General features: G+C 42.7%; 12 protein-coding genes and 3 tRNA genes. 6 read left to right on the top strand and 9 right to left on the bottom strand.

What is annotated here, in order from left to right; all coding sequences use genetic code 11:
* The first annotated feature begins 107 nt into the window (after positions 1-107).
* The 5 genes from PR795_RS04490 (at position 108) to PR795_RS04470 (ending at position 2,961) form a co-directional block, all read left to right on the top strand.
* A tRNA-Val gene (locus PR795_RS04490) sits at positions 108-184 on the top strand.
* Between the two features lie 40 nt (positions 185-224).
* Positions 225-301, top strand: a tRNA-Val gene (locus tag PR795_RS04485).
* A gap of 42 nt (positions 302-343) precedes the next feature.
* Positions 344-420 (top strand) — tRNA-Val (locus tag PR795_RS04480).
* 449 nt (positions 421-869) lie between these two features.
* Entirely contained in the window at positions 870-2,282 is a 1,413-nt protein-coding gene (pykF, locus tag PR795_RS04475) for a pyruvate kinase PykF (RefSeq protein WP_006660085.1), read from the top strand.
* A 442-nt stretch (positions 2,283-2,724) separates the two neighbouring features.
* A complete protein-coding gene (locus PR795_RS04470) occupies positions 2,725-2,961 on the top strand; it encodes a major outer membrane lipoprotein (RefSeq protein WP_004263789.1) in 237 nt (78 codons plus the stop codon).
* 107 nt (positions 2,962-3,068) lie between these two features.
* Here the strand turns inward: PR795_RS04470 and PR795_RS04465 are convergent, their stop codons facing one another.
* The 9 genes from PR795_RS04465 to ydiJ form a co-directional block, all read right to left on the bottom strand.
* Positions 3,069-4,121, bottom strand: coding sequence for a L,D-transpeptidase family protein (locus PR795_RS04465; RefSeq protein WP_036962165.1), 1,053 nt, complete (start codon positions 4,119-4,121; stop codon positions 3,069-3,071).
* A gap of 250 nt (positions 4,122-4,371) precedes the next feature.
* Positions 4,372-4,788 (bottom strand): cysteine desulfuration protein SufE, encoded by a 417-nt coding sequence (sufE, locus tag PR795_RS04460; protein WP_181480795.1) that lies wholly within the window; start codon positions 4,786-4,788, stop codon positions 4,372-4,374.
* Positions 4,789-4,844: 56 nt separating this feature from the next.
* The gene (gene sufS, locus PR795_RS04455) at positions 4,845-6,083 is read right to left on the bottom strand and encodes a cysteine desulfurase SufS (protein WP_181480794.1); all 1,239 of its coding nucleotides are present in this window, start codon (positions 6,081-6,083) and stop codon (positions 4,845-4,847) included.
* A gap of 4 nt (positions 6,084-6,087) precedes the next feature.
* Positions 6,088-7,395 (bottom strand): Fe-S cluster assembly protein SufD, encoded by a 1,308-nt coding sequence (gene sufD / locus PR795_RS04450; protein ID WP_006660089.1) that lies wholly within the window; start codon positions 7,393-7,395, stop codon positions 6,088-6,090.
* A complete protein-coding gene (sufC, locus tag PR795_RS04445) occupies positions 7,370-8,116 on the bottom strand; it encodes a Fe-S cluster assembly ATPase SufC (protein WP_112860188.1) in 747 nt (248 codons plus the stop codon). The genes sufD and sufC overlap by 26 nt, the downstream gene beginning before the upstream one ends.
* Before the next feature lie 45 nt (positions 8,117-8,161).
* Positions 8,162-9,661, bottom strand: a complete 1,500-nt coding sequence (sufB, locus tag PR795_RS04440; protein WP_154633657.1) for a Fe-S cluster assembly protein SufB — start codon at positions 9,659-9,661, stop codon at positions 8,162-8,164.
* Positions 9,662-9,677: 16 nt separating this feature from the next.
* Entirely contained in the window at positions 9,678-10,046 is a 369-nt protein-coding gene (gene sufA / locus PR795_RS04435) for a Fe-S cluster assembly scaffold SufA (protein ID WP_036962289.1), read from the bottom strand.
* Between the two features lie 383 nt (positions 10,047-10,429).
* Positions 10,430-10,846, bottom strand: a complete 417-nt coding sequence (menI, locus tag PR795_RS04430) for a 1,4-dihydroxy-2-naphthoyl-CoA hydrolase (protein WP_006660093.1) — start codon at positions 10,844-10,846, stop codon at positions 10,430-10,432.
* Positions 10,843-13,899 carry a D-2-hydroxyglutarate dehydrogenase YdiJ gene (gene ydiJ / locus PR795_RS04425; RefSeq protein WP_272516691.1) on the bottom strand — a complete coding sequence of 1,019 codons (3,057 nt, stop codon included), beginning with the start codon at positions 13,897-13,899 and terminating at the stop codon, positions 10,843-10,845. The genes menI and ydiJ overlap by 4 nt, the downstream gene beginning before the upstream one ends.
* 254 nt (positions 13,900-14,153) lie before the next feature.
* On the opposite strand from ydiJ, the gene ydiK reads away from it, so the two are divergent.
* The gene (ydiK, locus tag PR795_RS04420; protein WP_006660095.1) at positions 14,154-15,269 is read left to right on the top strand and encodes an AI-2E family transporter YdiK; all 1,116 of its coding nucleotides are present in this window, start codon (positions 14,154-14,156) and stop codon (positions 15,267-15,269) included.
* Positions 15,270-15,491: the final 222 nt, after the last annotated feature.

Here is a 15,491-nt window from a genome sequence, read left to right as displayed (position 1 = left end):
ATAGTTTTAAATACGAGCAAACTCTCGCAAAATTACATTTTCCCCTTGCCAGATTGACGACAGAACGTTAATATTCGTCCCCGTCGTTAAAGCAGTAATGATTGTATGCGTCCGTAGCTCAGTTGGTTAGAGCACCACCTTGACATGGTGGGGGTCGGTAGTTCGAGTCTACTCGGACGCACCATTTAAATTGCCATCAGCGACAAATCAAGCATCATTTCAGTGCGTCCGTAGCTCAGTTGGTTAGAGCACCACCTTGACATGGTGGGGGTCGGTAGTTCGAGTCTACTCGGACGCACCATTTAAATTTGTCATCATCGGCAAACAAAGCATCAAATTCAGTGCGTCCGTAGCTCAGTTGGTTAGAGCACCACCTTGACATGGTGGGGGTCGGTAGTTCGAGTCTACTCGGACGCACCATTCTAATTATCCAAATCAATAATGACTCCGAACCTCTATTTATCCTGATTAAACATACTTTTTTCAAATATCATATTTGTCTTGATTGTGATTTTGTTTTCCCTTATTTTGTTGCGCAACCCACATTCAATTGAAAATCTCGCGGTTGTTTGATCTTAATTACTTCTGAATCAAATTTAGTAAAATTTGATTTGTCTCACAGTTTGATGTTGTTTATAATACCCCTACGAGCTGAAAGGTTTCAACAAAGACAAATCAGCATGTTAGCTTTAATGAAAAATGTCATCTACACTATACTAAGAATCAAAAATTGACGCTTTTCCAATAAATAGATTTTGAATACCAGACTGTCGCCTATTCTTATAAATGAGTTGCGCAACATAGACTATCTTGCGCATTAAGCATCGGCGGCAATACCGATTTCCTTTATAACCATTAGATAGACTGCCATGAAAAAAACCAAAATTGTTTGTACCATCGGACCAAAAACCGAATCAGAAGAGAAATTAACCCAGTTACTGGATGCAGGCATGAATGTCATGCGCCTTAACTTCTCCCACGGCGACTATGAAGAACATGGTCAACGTATCAATAACCTCCGCTCTGTCTGTGCAAAAACCGGTAAACAAGCAGCTATTCTGCTGGACACTAAAGGTCCAGAAATCCGCACCATGAAATTAGAAGGCGGCAATGACGTTTCTCTCGTTGCAGGTCAAACCTTCTCTTTCACAACAGATACTTCCGTCATCGGTAACCAAGAGCGTGTTGCTGTTACTTACCCTGGCTTAACTAAAGATTTAAAAGTCGGTGATACCGTTTTAGTCGATGATGGCTTAATTGGTATGACTGTCACCAATATCACTGACACAGAAGTCGTTTGCCAAGTATTAAACAATGGCGACCTTGGTGAGAAAAAAGGCGTTAACTTACCGGGTGTTTCTATCGGTTTACCCGCTCTGGCAGAAAAAGATAAAGAAGATCTCATTTTTGGCTGCCAACAAGGTGTTGATTTTGTTGCTGCTTCATTTATCCGTAAACGTTCAGACGTTGAAGAAATTCGTGCTCATCTGAAAAAACACGGTGGCGAGAATATTCAAATTATCTCTAAGATTGAGAACCAAGAAGGTTTAAACAATTTCGACGAAATCCTTGAAGCCTCTGACGGCATCATGGTTGCACGCGGTGACTTAGGGGTTGAAATCCCAGTTGAAGAAGTTATTTTCGCCCAAAAAATGATGATTGAAAAATGCGTTAATGCTCGTAAAGTGGTTATTACTGCAACGCAAATGCTAGATTCAATGATCAAAAACCCACGCCCTACCCGCGCAGAAGCAGGTGACGTTGCGAATGCTATCTTAGATGGTACTGATGCAGTTATGTTGTCAGGGGAAAGCGCGAAAGGTAAATACCCAGTTGAAGCTGTGACCATCATGGCAACAATTTGTGAGCGTACTGACCGCGTAATGCCTACTCGCATTGAAAACCAAAAACCAACTCAGCGTTTACGTGTCACTGAAGCGGTTTGTCGTGGTGCCGTTGAAATGTCAGAAAAACTGGATGTACCATTAATCGTTGTAGCGACTTACGGTGGTAAATCAGCGAAATCTGTACGCAAATACTTCCCTACCGCGCCAATTCTAGCTCTAACAACGAATGAAGAAACTGCACGTCAGTTACTGTTAGTTAAAGGCGTTATTCCGATGATCGTGGGCCCATTTGAATCAACCGATGATTTCTATCGCGAAGGTAAACGTGCTGCACTGGAAAGTGGTTTAGCTGTATCCGGTGATGCAGTGGTTATGGTCTCTGGTGCATTAGTACAAAGCGGTACAACGAATACGTCATCAGTGCACGTTCTGTAATCATTTAGCCTTAGTAAGAATGACAATAACCCTATTGCTTCACCGCAGTAGGGTTTTTTATTCGCTAACATAACTGGAATTTAGTGATTCGTGCGAAATATAATTTCAATAAGTTACGTTATGATCTTCGAAAATCTAATTCACGCAAATCTCAATTACAAATCATTTACAAAATTAATCATAAAACGATAACCATTCGCTCAAATTTCAAACTAACAATCCCTTAATTGAAATTTTTATTCGTTTTCACCCTGTTAAATATAAAGTATTTCTAGCAAAACTTTGAATTACGTACTAGCATAAGACTTAGTAAGTACCATACCCTAATTTACATTAGGTTGTTTTAAAGGGATAGAGGTAGCTTTAAGATAACGCTCTTAAGTCTATTTTTTGGTTGCTTGCTTTTATATTTTCAAGATAAATCAATCTAGAGGGTAAAATAATGATTCGTACTAAAATTGTACTGGGCTCTATCGTATTAGCTTCAGCATTACTGGCGGGTTGTTCTAACAGCACTGAAGTGCAAAAGCTCTCTTCAGACGTGCAAACTCTGAACGGTAAAGTTGACCAGCTGAGCAATGACGTTCAGTCTCTGCGTTCTGATGTACAAACTGCACAAGAAGAAGCAGCTCGTGCAAACCAACGTCTGGACAACCAAGTACGTACTTACAAAAAATAAGTTCGACTTGATGTTATCTAGAAAAGCTTAACAGCTGAATTATTATTGAGGGCCTATTTTATAGGCCCTTATTTTTTACGTCGACTCTCGCTCAAGATAGGTAGTCATTAACTTTTAAATGACTGATATTTGGCAGGAATAGATGACTTCACTTCCCCTTCAAACACAGGTTGAGGTTGAGTGATCGTAAATGGTGCAATCGGTTTTAATTGCTGATAATCGCGTCCCATCGTTTCCGAGTTTTCGCCAACATTCACTTTTACAGGAAGCCCTGAGCGTCTAGATAGCTCTGCTTGAACCTTCGCTTTATCAACCCCTGGATTCGCTAAAAACGCTTGGAAATCGTCTGTCAGCTTAATTGGCATCGTTTGTGGGTTATCACTGTCTTTACGAGACAACGGCTGATGCACTTCAATATAGTAACTACCATCCGGCTCTTTCGAATACTTAACAGGCTGATCAATAACTTGAACTCGGGTACCTTTTGGCACATTCGTGAACAACGCCTTGATATCATCAGGGCGTAAACGAATACAGCCAGAACTCACTCGCATACCAATACCAAAATTAGCATTAGTACCGTGGATCAGGTATTCACCTCGACCATAAGACAGACGCAGCGCATACAGCCCCATTGGGTTTTCAGGTCCAGCTGGTACTACCGCAGGCAACGTTATACCTTGTTGCGCATAATGCTTACGAATATTGGTTGTCGGTGTCCATGTTGGGTCTTTAATCAGCTGGCTAATGGATGTGACCATTTCAGGGGTATCACGTCCTAGTTGGCCAATTCCAATTGGATACACAACCACTTTACGGCTATTTTCTGGATAGTAATAGAGACGAAGTTCCGCTAAGTTGATCACAATGCCTGTACGCGGCGTTGAAGGTAATAACATCTGCGCTGGAATAATCAGTGGCTTACCCACTTCAGGCAAATAAGGGTCGGTGCCAGGATTTGCTTCTAACATTGCCAGTAAACCAATTTGGTAGTCACTTGCAATTGCTTCCAGTGGGCGCCCATCGTTAGGCACCACATACGTGATATTTTCCCCGATTAGGCGCGTATTGTTATTGGGTAATGGATAATCTTTAGCCTGTGCTGGTGCCAGCACCGCACTCATGACAAACAAACTTACCGCCGTCAAAACTCTTTTCATACCTACTCCAAGGAAAATAAGATTCATTACAAAATTCAAACAATATCGCTCATAATAGCAACTATCTCGAATATCTTTAATACTTAATAAATATTTTAGCCAGCTAATCATTAGAATAAGCGATAGCTACCGTAAGACATTGTTAATTTAACAATAGAATACAGTAAGTTACTTAACTATAAGTTCTAGTATAAGAATAAGAGGAATAAAAGAAAAATGTGGGAAATTCTGAAGATTTCCCACTGAGGCATTAAATTAGTTGGCTGGCTCGCGTCAAAATCGACTTGATCATGCCATTTAAACCTTGCGTACGCGAAGGTGTAAGATGCTGTTCAAGCGCTAATTGTTGGAAAAACCGCTTCACATCCACGGCAAGAATTTGCTCGGGTGTTTTCCCTTGAAAAAGGATAATCACAATCGCGACTAGACCTTTAACAATTGCTGCATCACTGTCTCCCGCAAGAGCCACATAACCGTCCGGTTGCTTTTGCATATCAATCCATACTTGGCTTTGGCAACCTGCAATCAAATTAGCATCCACTCTTTGAGCTTCAGATAATTCAGGGAGTCGCCCACCCAGCTCAATCATATACAAATAGCGCTCTTCCCAATCTTGGCAACGGGCGAAATTGCGTAATAGCTTAGTTTCATCGGGTAACGCCGACATAATATTTCCTTTACTGTCCATTGCTAAATACGACTTGTCTTTATATAAAGCCTGTTTTAGCCGAGTAATTGTTTAATCCGCAACAACGCATTATACAAAGCATCAATCTCTTGCTTTGTCGTATAAATGCCTATAGACGCTCGACACATAGCTGGAACCTGATAGTGCTCCATTAACGGCATCGCACAATGGTGCCCTGTACGAATAGCAATCCCATATCTATCAAGAAATGCGCCAACATCATAGGCGTGATGCTCACCTAAATTAAAGGCGATCACCCCTTCTCGTTGATCATTCCCATATAATCGAAGGGAAGGTACTTGCTTCAGCAACTCTGTGGCATATTGCATCAGCTGTTTTTCATATTCAAAAACGTCGCTAAGTCCCAAACCATTGAGATAATCCAAAGCAGCCCCTAAACCAACGATACCACTAATGTTCGGGGTTCCGGCTTCGAATCGCCAAGGAATATCTGCAAATGTAATCCCTTTTGTGAGGCTAACTTGGCGGATCATCGCTCCGCCTCCTTCCCAAGGCGGCATTTTTTCTAACCATGCCTTTTTGCCGTATAAAATCCCAATCCCCGTTGGTCCATACAGCTTGTGCCCAGAGCAAACATAAAAGTCACAATCCAGCGCTTGAACATCCACTGTTTGATGCATAGCCCCTTGCGCGCCATCCACGACAATAGCGAGGGGATTTCCATATTGGCTGGCAATTTCGCGCGCATGTGAAATCAATGCCTTCACTGGGTTAACCGTACCCAACACATTGGAAATATGGGTAAAGCTGAATAATTTAGTCCGCGCATCAATCAGTTGTGTTAGTTGAGCAGTATCCAGTGTACCATCTTCAACAATCGGCAAAATACGGACTTCAAATCCACGTTCTTCTGCCAGCATAAACCATGGGACGATATTCGCATGGTGTTCCATTTCAGTGATAATAATATTGTCACCTTGCTGGATAAACTCACGCCCGAAGCTATTCGCAACGAGATTAATTCCTTCTGTCGTGCCTTTAACAAACACAATCTCTTCAGGGGATGTGGCATGCAAAAAATCAGCGGCTTTTTGTCGTACATTTTCGACTCGCGTAGTCGCATTTGCGCTCAGCGTATGTACGCCACGATGAACCGCGGCATATTCGTGCAACGTAAATTGGCTTTCAGTATCCACAACGGATAACGGTTTCTGGGCGCTGGCTGCGCTATCCAGATATACCAGTGGATGGTTATTTACTGATTGCGCTAAGGCAGGAAAATCCTGCCTCACTGTTTCAACATCAAAGGCCATCGGTTTACACCTCTGCTAATCGCTGGTGAATACTCAACATTACTGCCTGTTTCAGCCCATCAATAGCAATAGATTCCGTTAACTCGGCGGCAAATGCGTTAATAATCATCTGTTTCGCAGCTTGGCTATCAATTCCTCTAGAGCGCAAATAAAAGAGCTGCTCGTCATCAATACGCCCGACTGTCGCACCGTGTCCACATTTCACATCATCGGCATAAATTTCAAGTTGCGGTTTCGTATCGATTTCCGCTTTTTCACCCAGTAATAAGGTGTTGTTCGTCATTTGCCCATCTGTTTTTAGTGCATTCGGCGCAACTTTGATCATGCCGTTAAATACCGCTTTACTGCTATCCATAGCAATGACTTTGTGCAATTGATGGCTTGAGCAATAACCTGCATTGTGCTCAAGATAACTGCGCGTATCCGCAATTTCATTGCCTTGTGGTAACAGCAAACTATTTAACTCAAATTCCGTATTTTCACCTTCAAGACGGCTACTCGTATGATGACGAGTCAGTCCAGCACCCAATAAAAAGCTACTGCTTTTCACTACGCTATCGCGACCTACGATAATGTCATTATGAGCAAAATGCTGAGCCGAAGCGTTCTCTGTCATGAGCTTGAAATGGGTAAATTGAACATTATCCCCTACTTCAACAGTCAAACGCCCGCCAGTGAGATGCGGTTGATCATCTAAGCTAACAAAATGTTCAATGACGTGAGATTGGCTATTATTTCCCAGCGTAAGATGATAACGATACTGGCTCATGTTCATCGCTTCTGGATCATGGCTACTACTGGAAATATTCAATAAATAAAGCGGCTTAGCTGCCACTTTATTGGCAGCAAGCTGAATAATCAGCGGCTGAACCGCTAAACATTCCGTGAGATGCAAGAAAATCTCGCTGCTCACTGCGTCTGGCAACCAATCTTGGCTATCAAGTAGTGAAACTTGAAATTCCCCTGTATCCACCGAGCTCAGTTCCGCATTATACCGACCATCCACCAGCACAATGCGATACGCATCGATAGGTAACGCAAGAGCTTCACTCAGTTGTACCTGCTGGTTGGGCGAACTAAAACGATATTGGGTATTTAACACGCTATTAAGCGGCGTATAGTGCCAATCTTCATGACGAAACGCTGGTAGCCCTACATGCTTAGCAAGGCTCCAATGAGTTTGAGCATGCTGAGATTTTCCACCTGCCCCCTGCTCATATAGCGTTTCAAAACGGCGCATTGCCTGTTGATTTAATGCATCAACGGCAGCCCGCTTTTCAGTTCTTTCACTGTTGGTCAATAAGCCAGCCATAGCCTTGCTCCTCCAGTTTTTTCGCTAAACTGAAATCACCTGATTTAATAATTTTTCCTTGATAAAGGACATGCACAAAATCGGGTTTTACGTAATCTAAAATGCGTTGATAGTGCGTCACGATGATAAACGAACGCTCAGGTGTGCGCAGAGAGTTCACCCCATTAGAGACAATCTTTAACGCATCGATATCTAGACCAGAGTCAGTTTCGTCCAAGATACATAACTTCGGCTCTAATGCCGCCATCTGTAAAATATCATTACGTTTTTTCTCGCCACCCGAGAAACCCACGTTCACAGAACGTGTTAACAGGTCTTGGGGCATATCTAATAATTCGATTTTATCTTCAATAAAATCTTGAAAATCAAAACGGTCTAGAGGCTCTTGTTGGCGGTATTCACGAACTGCATTCACTGAAGTTTGCAGAAAAAACTGGTTACTGACGCCTGGAATTTCAACTGGGTATTGGAATGCAAGAAAAATACCTTCACCAGCCCGCTCTTCTGGATCTAACGCTAATAAATCCTTACCATTGAACGTCACTTCACCGCTATCAACTTGATAATCTTCGCGTCCCGCTAAGGTCGCGGATAACGTACTCTTACCCGAACCATTTGGTCCCATAATAGCGTGAACTTCCCCTGGTTTAATTTCCAGAGATAAGCCTTTTAAGATTTCATTACCTTCTACACTTACATGCAAATCTTTAATACTTAACATATCAACATGCCTTTGGCGCTTAAGCGCAACTAAACTCGGTTAGGATCAGCCCACACTATGTTCTAAGCTGATAGCCAATAATTTTTGTGCCTCAACGGCAAACTCTAATGGCAGTTCTGAGAAAACATCTTTACAGAAACCGTTAACAATCATTGAGATAGCATCATCTTCGCTGATCCCACGTTGCAAGCAATAAAATAGCTGGTCTTCCCCAATACGGGAGGTTGTCGCTTCATGCTCCAATTGTGCCGTATTGTTCTTCACTTCCACATACGGGAAGGTATGCGCACCACATTGAGTACCTATGAGCATCGAATCACACTGGGTAAAGTTACGAGCGTTATGGGCGCTAGGAAGAATTTTGACTAAACCACGATAGCTATTTTGGCTTTTACCTGCCGAAATTCCCTTCGAGATAATGGTTGAGCGAGTATTTTTACCAATATGGATCATCTTGGTCCCTGTATCCGCTTGCTGATTACCGTTGGTCAGCGCGACAGAGAAAAATTCGCCTACCGAGTTATCCCCTTTTAAGATCACACTCGGGTATTTCCAGGTAATCGCAGAGCCTGTTTCGGATTGGGTCCACGACATTTTGGAATTTTCACCTTCGCACAGGGCTCGCTTAGTCACGAAATTGAGGATCCCCCCAGTTTCGCTATCGCCACCAGAGAACCAGTTCTGCACCGTCGAATATTTGACTTCAGCATCTTTATGGATAATCACTTCGACTACGGCTGCATGTAACTGATAGCTATCGCGCACAGGCGCTGAACAGCCTTCGATATAGCTCACATAGCTGCCTTCATCTGCGATTAAGATGGTACGCTCAAATTGCCCTGTTTTTGCCGCATTAATACGGAAGTACGTTGATAATTCCATCGGGCAGCGAACCCCTTTCGGGATATAAACAAACGTTCCATCTGATGCCACTGCGGCATTCAGTGCGGCAAAGAAATTATCGTGGCTCGAGACTACGCTACCTAAATATTTTTGGACGAGTTCTGGGTATTCTTGAATAGCTTCACTGAACGAGCAAAAAATAATCCCGTGTTTGGCCAAATCACCGCGGTAGGTTGTTGATACAGAAACAGAGTCAAATATCGCATCCACGGCGACTTTGCTTCCTTCACGAACAGGGACACCGAGTTGGTTGAAGGCATCTTCAACTTCGCTCGTCAGGTAATTTGCCTCTTCAGCCGTACCCGTTGATTGCGTCGCCCCTGATTGTGAACCGCAGGTATCATCACACGACCCACAGGAAGGTGCTGAATAATAACTATAATCTTGATAATCTAAGTTTGGATAATGTGCTTTTAGCCAATGCGGCTCTTCCATTCCTTTCCAATGATTGAATGCATCTAGACGGAACTGCAACATCCATTCAGGTTCATTACGTTTAGCAGAAATGGCGCGAACGACACCTTCATTGAGCCCTTTAGCCATCTCATCGGTGGCAACTTGGGTAAAAAAGCCTTCTTTATAACGTTTTTCATCAAGCCAGCTTTGAACATCTTCGCCAACTTCTACATTGCTCTGAGACATAATCTAGCTTCACAAGTTAAACGCCGAAGCTTTCACCACACCCACAGGCATGCTGAGCTTTCGGGTTATTAAATTTAAAAATATGGTTAAGTCCTTCTTGGACATAATCCACTACGGTGCCATCAATAAATGGCATAGCTTGTTTTGGTACATACAGGTGTGCACCATCGAGTTCAAACAGCAAGTGGTCATCGGTTGGATTTTCAATCATCTCGAAGACATATCCAAAACCCGCACATCCTGACTGTTTGACGCCAAGCGACAGTCCCTTGCTATTCGGTGTTTGAAGAACCAATTTATTAATCTGTTTAGCGGCATTCGGGGTTAGGCTGACGCCCTGCCATGAATTTTCATCGAGTGAAAATGTTTCTACACCATCAGTCATATTGACCTCACTTTTCTTATGGTTTTTCAGCCTGTTATCAGATATTTTTTCTCTATATGACATGGTAATGATAACCCATATGACTTCAACCACTTGTTTTAAGAGGTTATAGCGATTAGAGGGCATTATTGATGCCATTTCCACACAAGAGAAAGTCTAACCAATTAATTATTAAGCAATAATTTTAGATTATGATGATATTTATTATGTATTATTGAGTACATAAAAATGACACAAATTAATAAAGTAATATTTGATATAGGACGAAATTAATTGAGTAAAAATAAATAATTCAGATAGGTTATAAAGTTTTGATATGAAAGACAAATAAATGGATGATACCCTCAAATAAACTGAGGGTATCTATCAGGCGAAATTGCTGATTATTCAAACAAAATTGCGGTGGTTAAACGAGAGGTACAACACAGCTGCCCTTTCTCGTTAAAAATTTCGATATTCCACACCTGCTGACGACGTCCTAAATGAATCGGTTTGCAGACACCTCTCACTATACCTTCCCGAGCGGCACGAACATGGTTAGCATTAATTTCCAAACCAACCACTCGCTGCTCACCTTCACTGCAAAGATAACCGGCAATGGAACCTAAAGATTCCGCTAATACCACGGATGCTCCACCGTGTAATAACCCAAAGGGCTGCTTAGTACGGTGATCTACCGGCATCGTCCCTTCAAGGTAATCATCACCAAAGCCAGTGATTTCAATCCCCAAGTGACCTAACATACAGCCTTCAGCCATTGCTGCCATTTGTTGTAAGTTAAATTGACGCTTCCAAATCATGAAACAATCTCCAGTAAGGCTTGAATTGGGTGTTTAATTGCCGTTTTTTCCATTCGTTTTACTTGGCTACGGCAGGAATATCCCGAGCTTAAACAACGCTCTAAGGGTAATTTTTCTATCGCAGGTTTCCACGACAAATTATAAATACCTTTTGAGTTTTCGAGGTTCGCAACTTCATGACCATAAGTACCCGCCATACCGCAACAACCCACGCTAACATTGATGAGCTTGCGTCCATAACGCGTAAATAATGCCGCCCACTGATTAGCACTATTAGGCAATGCGGTGGATTCTGTACAGTGACCAAAGAAATACCAAGGCTGCTCATCCGCTCCACTCGTCTCTGTTTGCGCCGGTAATGAAATTAGCCATTCATGAGCTAGCATCACCGTAAATTGGCACTGCTGCTCGCCCAATATTTCATGATATTCATCGCGATAACATAGTACCAGCGCAGGATCGACCCCGACCATAGGCAATTTCAGCTTAGCAACCCGATTTAAAAACTCCGATGTTTTACGTGCGGTTTTTGCAAAGCGACTTAAAAAACCTTTAATATGCTGCGCTTTGCCATTCGGTGAAAACGGCAATAAGACAGGCTTATAACCCAATTTGTCAATCAGCCGAACAAAGTCAACGACCACTTTCGCATCATAATAACTGGTGAACGGATCTTGCACGACTAACACATGTTTTTCACGTTGGCTCGCTGACATTCCCTCAAGTTGCTCCAACGTCATTGATGTTGCGGCATGACCCGATAACTCTTGCTTCAACGTCGGTTGTGAAAACAGCGGCAAATCCACCATACCAATGGTGCGCTCACTAAGCTTTTGCACCAATGTTTGGCGTAAAAAGAAGTTAAACACACCTGGTGCCTTTGACAGCAATGGTGCACTCACTTCCACATTCGCCACAATATGGTCACGCACAGGTCGCAAATAGCGACTATGGTAAAGAGCAAGGAATTTTGCACGGAAAGATGGCACATCAATTTTAATTGGGCATTGAGTGGAGCACGCTTTACAGGCTAAGCAACCTGACATGGAGGCTTTTACTTCATGGGAGAAATCATAGTCCCCCTGTTTAGCACGCCATGAATTACGCGTTTTTTCAATTAGCCCACGCAGCGATGGAGAATCGCTTTTGACACCTTTATCAATCTGTTCTGGTGTTACGCCTTGCTCTGCCAATAGGCGTAGCCATTCACGGACTAACGTGGCGCGACCTTTCGGTGAATGAACCCGCTGACCACTGATTTTCATTGATGGGCACATTGGGCTTTTCACATCAAAGTTAAAACATAGCCCATTACCATTACAATCCATAGCTCCCCGAAATTCTTGGCGTATTTGAATTGGAATTTGACGATCAAAAGTACCTCGTTTCACCGCATCGACTTGCTTCATTGGGGCATCGATACCTGCAGGTGGGCATATTTTACCTGGATTCAAACGGTTATCGGGATCAAAAGCCGCTTTTATATTGCGCAGTTCACCATATAGCACCTCGCCAAAGAACTCAGGGCTATATTGTGCCCTAAAGCCTTTACCGTGCTCCCCCCACAGTAACCCGCCATATTTTGCAGTTAACGCAACGATCTCATCAGAAATTTGCTTCATCAATATTTCTTGTTGAGGGTCGCACATGTCTAATGCAGGACGAACATGTAGCACACCGGCATCGACGTGACCAAACATGCCATAATTCAATTTATGGCTATCCAACAGAGCCCTAAACTCGGCAATATAATCCGCAAGGTGTTCTGGTGGTACACAAGTATCCTCAACAAAAGGGATCGGTTTTGCTGCGCCTTTACTATTACCCAGTAATCCCACTGCTTTTTTGCGCATATTATAGATACGTGTAATATCATCCAGGTCATGGCAGACCTGATAACCAATCACTCCAGCCTGGTTGTTTGCCATCAGTTCATCAAGACGTTGGCATAAGCTATCGGTCAAATGATTAATTTCATTCGCATCATCACCACTAAACTCAACAATGTTCAGCCCTAACATCTCTTTATTCGGGACATCTGTGATTAGTGATTTTACTGAGTGCCAGACGATATCTTCTTTCGCTAAATTGAGCACTTTGGAATCAACTGTTTCCACTGATAGTGCCTGTGCTTGTACCATAAATGGTGCATTACGTAGCGCAGATTCAAACGAATCATATTTAACGTTCACTAAGCGACGTACTTTCGGTAACGGCGTAATATCTAATGTGGCTTCGGTAATAAACGCCAGAGATCCCTCAGAACCTGTTAAAATACGAGTTAAGTCAAACTGGGTAAGGTCATCACTAAAGACATGACGTAGGTCATAGCCCGTTAAAAATCGGTTTAATTTTGGGAATTTTTCTTCGATTAACGGACGTTGCTCTAAACAACGCTCAAGTACGGTTTTATAAATTCGACCTTCTACTGAATCCTCTAACGCAATCGTTTGGGCGAGTTCGATAGGCATAGCTCGGGTATCTAGGCAGGCGCCCCCTAAAACCATCGCTTTAACTCCCAAAACGTGATCTGACGTTTTGCCATACACCAATGAGCCCTGCCCAGATGCATCAGTGTTAATCATGCCACCCAGTGTTGCACGGTTACTCGTTGATAATTCTGGGGAGAAGAAATACCCATACGGTTTTAGAAACTGGTTAAGCTGGTCTTTAATAACCCCCGCTTCAACCTTTACCCATCCTTGCTCTGGGTTAATTTCTAAAATTCGATTCATATAACGGGACATATCCACCACAATACCTTCGGTGAGTGACTGCCCATTTGTGCCCGTACCACCTCCCCGTGGAGTGAAGCTGAGTTCGCGGTATTTATCTTGCCCTGCTACGCGCGTAATAATTTGCACGTCAGCACTTGAACGTGGAAATATAACTGCGTGAGGTAATAGTTGGTAAATGCTGTTATCCGTTGCCATAGACAAACGCTCAGCATAGCTGGTGCCAGTATCACCAGTAAAACCTTGCTGTTGTAACTCGTGCAGAAATTGTATGGCTAACTGACTAAGATGTGGTGCTTCAGATATACGCGGGATCATTATTAATCATGACTCTTGTTGTTGAGTAATCGCATTTGTCGTGATGTACTATCCTTAGTTTAAGTAGCACAATAGGCACAAGGTTTATTGAACGATCTCCTCGCGACCTGTAAAGATAGCGCATCTGCCGATGACATTGTCAGTAAAACCATATCACAATATTGTTTCTTTTAAGCATGAAAAATAATTACGTTATTTTCACCTGTAAAAGCACTAACCCCACAGAATTTTCATTTATTAAGGATTGATCATTAATGGAAAAATCGCAAAAACGCTTGGACTTACCCAAGCTTGTCCTAGGGCTGCTCTCCATTATCTTTATGATAGCCACCTGTTTTTGGGTTTTAAGCCCATTTATTTTAGGATTTATATGGGCGGGGATGATGGTGATTGCGACTTGGCCAATTCTCTTACGATTAGAAGCACGCCTTTGGCATAAACGTTGGCTCGCCTCACTTACCATGGTTCTGCTGATCTTTCTTCTATTTGTTATTCCAACCAGTATTTTGATTGGCAGCATTATCCAAAACAGTGCACCGCTCATTGAATTGGCAAAATCCCCCACTAACATGACACTGCCTGACTTAGAGTGGTTAAACCAAATTCCAATGGTGGGCGAAAAACTGTATTACGCTTGGCATAGTCTCGTTGCCAGTGGCGGAAACGCATTATTGGCAAAAGTTCAACCTTACTTTGGTCAAGCTGCGGGTTGGTTTGCCACTCAAGCCATTAGTGCTAGTCGTTTCTTGTTCCACCTTGTCTTAATGCTACTATTTAGCGGGTTACTCTACTATAAAGGTGAATTAGTGACTTTGGGTGTTCGTCACTTTGCTGTACGCCTTGCCGGCATTCGTGGTGATGCAGCAGTGGTTCTCGCAGCGCAATCCATTCGTGCTGTCGCGCTAGGGGTTGTCGTCACCGCACTGATCCAAGCGATTGTCGGTGGAATTGGTCTAGCTCTGTCTGGTATTAGCTATGCCGCTATCCTTACTGTTTTAATTTTTATCTGCTGCGTAGCGCAACTTGGTCCTCTGCTAGTGATGGTGCCTTCTGTGCTCTGGTTATTTTGGACAGGTGATACCACATGGGCGATTATTCTCGGTGTATGGGCAGCGGTTGTTGCGACCATGGACGGCGTATTACGCCCTTGGCTCATCAAGATGGGGGCAGACCTTCCTATGGTGCTTATTTTAGTGGGAGTCATTGGAGGCATCTTGTCATTCGGGATGATAGGTCTATTTATTGGACCGGTTGTACTGGCCGTTTCATACAGCCTACTTAAAGCGTGGATGAACGAAGTTGCGCCACCAAGCGAAGATTTAGAAGCCACTGAAAAATTTCTTGAAGAAGAATTTTTAATGAAGAAATAAATTTAGTTTAATCCGGAAAAACATGTTTCATTTTGAACATGTTTTTCCATTTAGACATTCTCATTAATATTTAGAAACAATATTTAACACTCTACTGTTAGTTTTTATTTTAAATTATGTTAATATCCCTCCGTCGAATGAATAATCATTTTAGAACAATAAGTAATATTTTATTAAGAGTGTTCTGAGTGATTAACTTATTTAAACGGTTTAATATATTTC

It is taken from the genome of Providencia sp. PROV209 (assembly GCF_028479485.1).
Classification (GTDB): domain Bacteria; phylum Pseudomonadota; class Gammaproteobacteria; order Enterobacterales; family Enterobacteriaceae; genus Providencia; species Providencia alcalifaciens.
This window is presented reverse-complemented; position numbering and strand designations above follow the sequence as displayed.

What these genes read in the sequence shown, in the direction of transcription:
- pykF (WP_006660085.1), top strand. Translation starts at nt 870, where the DNA reads ATGAAAAAAACCAAAATTGTTTGTACCATCGGACCAAAAACCGAATCA.
- PR795_RS04470 (WP_004263789.1), top strand. Translation starts at nt 2,725, where the DNA reads ATGATTCGTACTAAAATTGTACTGGGCTCTATCGTATTAGCTTCAGCA.
- PR795_RS04465 (WP_036962165.1), bottom strand. Translation starts at nt 4,121, where the DNA reads ATGAAAAGAGTTTTGACGGCGGTAAGTTTGTTTGTCATGAGTGCGGTG.
- sufE (WP_181480795.1), bottom strand. Translation starts at nt 4,788, where the DNA reads ATGTCGGCGTTACCCGATGAAACTAAGCTATTACGCAATTTCGCCCGT.
- sufS (WP_181480794.1), bottom strand. Translation starts at nt 6,083, where the DNA reads ATGGCCTTTGATGTTGAAACAGTGAGGCAGGATTTTCCTGCCTTAGCG.
- sufD (WP_006660089.1), bottom strand. Translation starts at nt 7,395, where the DNA reads ATGGCTGGCTTATTGACCAACAGTGAAAGAACTGAAAAGCGGGCTGCC.
- sufC (WP_112860188.1), bottom strand. Translation starts at nt 8,116, where the DNA reads ATGTTAAGTATTAAAGATTTGCATGTAAGTGTAGAAGGTAATGAAATC.
- sufB (WP_154633657.1), bottom strand. Translation starts at nt 9,661, where the DNA reads ATGTCTCAGAGCAATGTAGAAGTTGGCGAAGATGTTCAAAGCTGGCTT.
- sufA (WP_036962289.1), bottom strand. Translation starts at nt 10,046, where the DNA reads ATGACTGATGGTGTAGAAACATTTTCACTCGATGAAAATTCATGGCAG.
- menI (WP_006660093.1), bottom strand. Translation starts at nt 10,846, where the DNA reads ATGATTTGGAAGCGTCAATTTAACTTACAACAAATGGCAGCAATGGCT.
- ydiJ (WP_272516691.1), bottom strand. Translation starts at nt 13,899, where the DNA reads ATGATCCCGCGTATATCTGAAGCACCACATCTTAGTCAGTTAGCCATA.
- ydiK (WP_006660095.1), top strand. Translation starts at nt 14,154, where the DNA reads ATGGAAAAATCGCAAAAACGCTTGGACTTACCCAAGCTTGTCCTAGGG.